This is a genomic window from Kitasatospora sp. NPDC059803 (assembly GCF_042732255.1).
In the GTDB taxonomy this organism is placed as follows: domain Bacteria; phylum Actinomycetota; class Actinomycetes; order Streptomycetales; family Streptomycetaceae; genus Kitasatospora.
In genome coordinates this window covers 1-3,814 of the sequence record NZ_JBHWIJ010000332.1, presented here as the reverse complement: position 1 = coordinate 3,814, position 3,814 = coordinate 1, and the positions used below count along the sequence as shown (strand labels likewise).

The 3,814-nt window shown below is 73.8% G+C and carries 4 protein-coding genes and 1 riboswitch; of the genes, 1 reads left to right on the top strand and 3 read right to left on the bottom strand.

Features of this window, described 5'->3' with window-relative positions; translation table 11 throughout:
* Positions 1 to 94: 94 nt before the first annotated feature.
* Positions 95 to 1,207, bottom strand: coding sequence for a HoxN/HupN/NixA family nickel/cobalt transporter (locus tag ACFV6I_RS34120; RefSeq protein ID WP_063346775.1), 1,113 nt, complete (start codon positions 1,205 to 1,207; stop codon positions 95 to 97).
* A gap of 29 nt (positions 1,208 to 1,236) precedes the next feature.
* Positions 1,237 to 1,451: riboswitch (cobalamin riboswitch) on the bottom strand.
* A gap of 81 nt (positions 1,452 to 1,532) precedes the next feature.
* On the opposite strand from ACFV6I_RS34120, the gene ACFV6I_RS34115 reads away from it, so the two are divergent.
* Positions 1,533 to 1,916, top strand: a complete 384-nt coding sequence (locus ACFV6I_RS34115) for an ArsR/SmtB family transcription factor (protein ID WP_380429605.1) — start codon at positions 1,533 to 1,535, stop codon at positions 1,914 to 1,916.
* A 52-nt stretch (positions 1,917 to 1,968) separates the two neighbouring features.
* Here ACFV6I_RS34115 and ACFV6I_RS34110 read toward each other — a convergent pair whose 3' ends face one another.
* Both ACFV6I_RS34110 and ACFV6I_RS34105 read right to left on the bottom strand, forming a co-directional pair.
* A complete protein-coding gene (locus tag ACFV6I_RS34110; protein WP_380429602.1) occupies positions 1,969 to 2,778 on the bottom strand; it encodes an Fpg/Nei family DNA glycosylase in 810 nt (269 codons plus the stop codon).
* Between the two features lie 80 nt (positions 2,779 to 2,858).
* Positions 2,859 to 3,755: an AAA family ATPase gene (locus tag ACFV6I_RS34105; RefSeq protein ID WP_380342366.1), complete on the bottom strand. Its 897-nt coding sequence runs from the start codon at positions 3,753 to 3,755 to the stop codon at positions 2,859 to 2,861.
* Between the last annotated feature and the right edge of the window lie 59 nt (positions 3,756 to 3,814).

Below are 3,814 nucleotides of genomic sequence, written 5' to 3'. Positions count from 1 at the left end.
TCGACCTCACCGGGCCGTCGCCGTGGGCCCCCCCCGGGCCGCCGGGGGGGGCGCCCCCGTCGCTGCTCGCAGCCGTCGCCGCTCGCAACCGTCACTACTCGGCGGCCACCCAGCGCTTCTCCACCCGGGCCAGCTTCCAGTAGGCGATCGCCGCGGCCCAGACCACCACGAACAGCCCGGCGATCGCGTAGCCGACGTTGTCCAGCGAGATGCCCGCGATCCAGCCGGTGACCGGGTCGGTCAGATCGAGCTTCTCGTGCAGCACGCCGACCAGCTCGATGGTGCCGATGACGAAGGCCACCGCGATCGACAGCCCGGTGATCGTCAGGTTGTAGTAGACCTTCCGGACCGGGTTGGCGAAGGCCCACTGGTACGCGAAGTTCATGAACGTCCCGTCCAGGGTGTCGAACAGGCTCATCCCGGCCGCGAACAGCAGCGGCAGGCAGACGATCGCGTACCAGGGCAGCCCGGCCGCCGCGCCCGACCCGGCCATCACCATCAGGGTGACCTCGGTCGCGGTGTCGAAGCCCAGCCCCAGCACCATGCCCACCGGGAACATCTGCCCGGGCCGGGTGATCGAGCGGGTCGCCCGGTTCAGCACCCGGGCCATGAAGCCCCGCGAGTTGAGGTGCTCCTCCAGCTGCGCCTCGTCGTACGACCCGGCCCGCATCGCCCGGAACACCTTGAGGATGCCGAGCAGCGCGGCCAGGTTGAGCGCGCCGATCAGGTAGAGGAACGCGCCGGAGGCCGTCGTGCCGACCATCCCGAGCCACTTGTGGGTGGTCGAGTCGTCGTCCATCAGCGTGCTGGCCAGCTGCGCGCCGCCCGCCACCAGGGCGGCCATCAGCACCACCATCGAGGAGTGCCCGAGGGCGAACCAGAAGCCGACCGAGACCGGCCGCTTGCCGTCCGCCATCAGCTTGCGGGTGGTGTTGTCGATCACCGCGATGTGGTCGGCGTCGAAGGCGTGCCGCATGCCGAGGGTGTACGCGGTGATCCCCAGGCCCACGCCGAAGACCTGGGTGCCGACCGCGTAGTTGTGGGGTGCGACCAGGAAGATGAGCGTCCCGAACGCCACCACGTGCATGGCCAGGATCACCCCCATCAGCCCGGCCGTGCGAACGGTGTCCTCGCGCTTCCAGCGGAACGTGGGCAGCACGGACGGTGTCGCCGGCGCCTCGGCGGCGGCGGTTTCGGGCAGGGTCATTCGGGTCACGCTCCAGCACCTCGTGGAAACACTTCGTGAGATGCCGTGGCCGGTCTCCTGGCTTACGGGGGTCCCGTACCCGCCTTCCCAGGTGCGCGAGGCTCCCAGTGGCGTCGTGGGTACGGACGTCTCTCCATCGTCGACGATCACGATGGCCCGATCACAGTGGCGAGGGCCGCTCCGGACTGGGACCCCTGAGGATCCGTCACCGGTCTTCCCGAGCACCACGGCGGGGAACACCGTAGGGGCCAGGACCCACCCTTGCAAGGCTGCGCACCTGCGCAGGTGTCCAGGATCACAGGCCCCCTCCTGCAACAATGTGCGCATGCATCTCGTACCGGCCGACCGCGCGGGCCACCGCACCATCGACGGACACCGGGTCTGCGAGGCCATCGCCGCGATCGGCGACCCCGCGCACGTCCGCACCTGGGCCGAGCGGTTCTCCCTGCTCGCCGACCCCGGGCGGCTCGCCCTCCTGCTCGCCCTCCACCGGGCCGGCCCGCTCGCCGTCTCCGACCTCGCCGTCGCCACCGGCATGCGCGACCCCGCCGCGTCCCAGGCCCTGCGACTGCTCCGCACCGCGGGCGTGGTCACCGGGGACAAGGACGGGCGGGTCGTGCGCTACCGGCTCGTGGACGAGGCCATGCGCCCCCTCCTCGACGCGTGCGCCGCCGCCGAACACCACGAGCCCACCGTGGCCGTCGGCTGACCGGCCCCCCGGAGGACACGCCGGGGCCCGGCCGGAGCAACCGCGGACCCGGTCAGGCCGCCTGGCAGGTGGGGCACCAGAAGAGGTTGCGCGCGGCGTGCTGCTCCGTCCGGACGTCGGTGCCGCAGACCAGGCAGGGCATCGCGGCCCGCCGGTAGACGTACACCTCGCCGCCGTGGTCGTCGACGCGCGGCGGGCGGCCCATCGCCTCGGGGGTGTGCTCGGGCCGGACGGTGTCGATCCGGCCCGCGCCGACGCCCTCGTGCATCAGGGCGACCAGGTCGGCCCAGATCGCGTCCCACTCGCCCCGGGTGAGGTCGCGGCCTGCGCGGTGCGGGTTGATCCCGTGGCGGAACAGCACCTCGGCCCGGTAGACGTTGCCCACCCCGGCCAGCACCTTCTGGTCCATCAGCAGCGCGGCGACGGTCGTCCGGCTCGCCGATATCCGGCGCCAGGCGGCCTGCGGATCGGCGTCGGCGCGCAGCGGGTCGGGGCCCAGCCGGGCGGCGACGGCGGCCTTCTCCGCGCCGGTGACCAGCGCGCAGGTGTTGGGGCCGCGCAGGTCGGCGTAGCCGTCGTCGTTGGCCAGCCGCAGCCGGACCAGGCCGACCGGCTCGGGCGCGGGCCCGGTGCCGAAGGCGAAGCCGCCGTAGAGGCCGAGGTGGACGTGCACCCAGCCGCCCTCCTCGAAGCCGAGGAACAGGTGCTTGCCGACGGCTTCGGCCGCGGTGAGCAGCTGCCCGTCGATGGCCTTGGCCTCGTCGGCGAACCGGCCCTGCGGGCTGGACACCTCGACCGGGCGGCCGCCGAAGGCCTTCCGGTTCTCGGCGGCGAGGCGGTGGATGATGTGGCCTTCCGGCACGGGCGTCAGCTCCCCCGGGGTGGTTCGACAGGACCCGCACATCATCGCAGTCGGCACCGACAGCGCCGGATCGTCGCAGGTCAGCGGACCGGCATGCCCATCAGCCGGGCCAGGATGACGCGGTCCAGCTCGGCGGCGGTGCCGGCCACGTCCAGGTACGAGTTGTCGATGATCGGCAGCCCGGAGTTGTACCAGCCAGCCATCCGGCCGTGGATCCGCGCCACCTCCTCGTCACCGAGCCGCCGGGTGCCGCCGCGCCGGGCGTTGCGGTGCAGAACGGAGTCCAGGCTGGGCAGCAGCACGACCGGGATCATGCCGGGGCCGATGTGCCGCTTCCAGCCGCCGAGGCCGATGGCCGGGCGGTCCGGGAAGACGGCGTCGTCGATGATGCAGGAGATGCCGTTGGCGAGGTAGTTGCGGCAGGCGAAGCCGCAGGTGCGGCGGGCCAGCCGGTACTGCGCCTCGGAGGCGTTGTTCCAGCCGGACTGCGGGTTGGCGAAGCCGGACTGCACCCACTCGCGGACGTCGTCCAGGCTGATGTGCGCGGTCGGGCTGGGCCGGCGCTCGGCCCAGTACCGGGCGACGGTGGTCTTGCCCGCCCCGGCCGGGCCGATCAGCAGGACGGCGATCGGACTGGCGGGCGCGTGCCGCTGCGGCGGGTGGGCGGGGAGTTGCACGGGCGCGCCGGAAGGCAGCACGAAGTGCCCGGTGGCCCCGACGGGGACCGGCGCACTGGGCGCGGGCGCGGGTGCGGCCGGAGCGGGCGCGGAGACAGGAGCCGGAGCGGGCGGCACGGGAGCAGGCGGCACCGGAACGAGCGGCACCGGAGCGGCCGGAGCCGGCGGCGCAGCGGCGGGAACAGGGGCCGGAACGGGCGGCACCGGCGGCGGCGCGGCGGCCCCCGACGGCTGCGGCCCCGGCGGAGCGGCGGGACGCGGCGGGACGTGCCCACCCCCGGCGTACTGCGTCACGGTCACCTCCCGACACCTCTCAGCGGGGAGACTACACGGCGGCCCGGCGGCGGGCACAGTCCGCC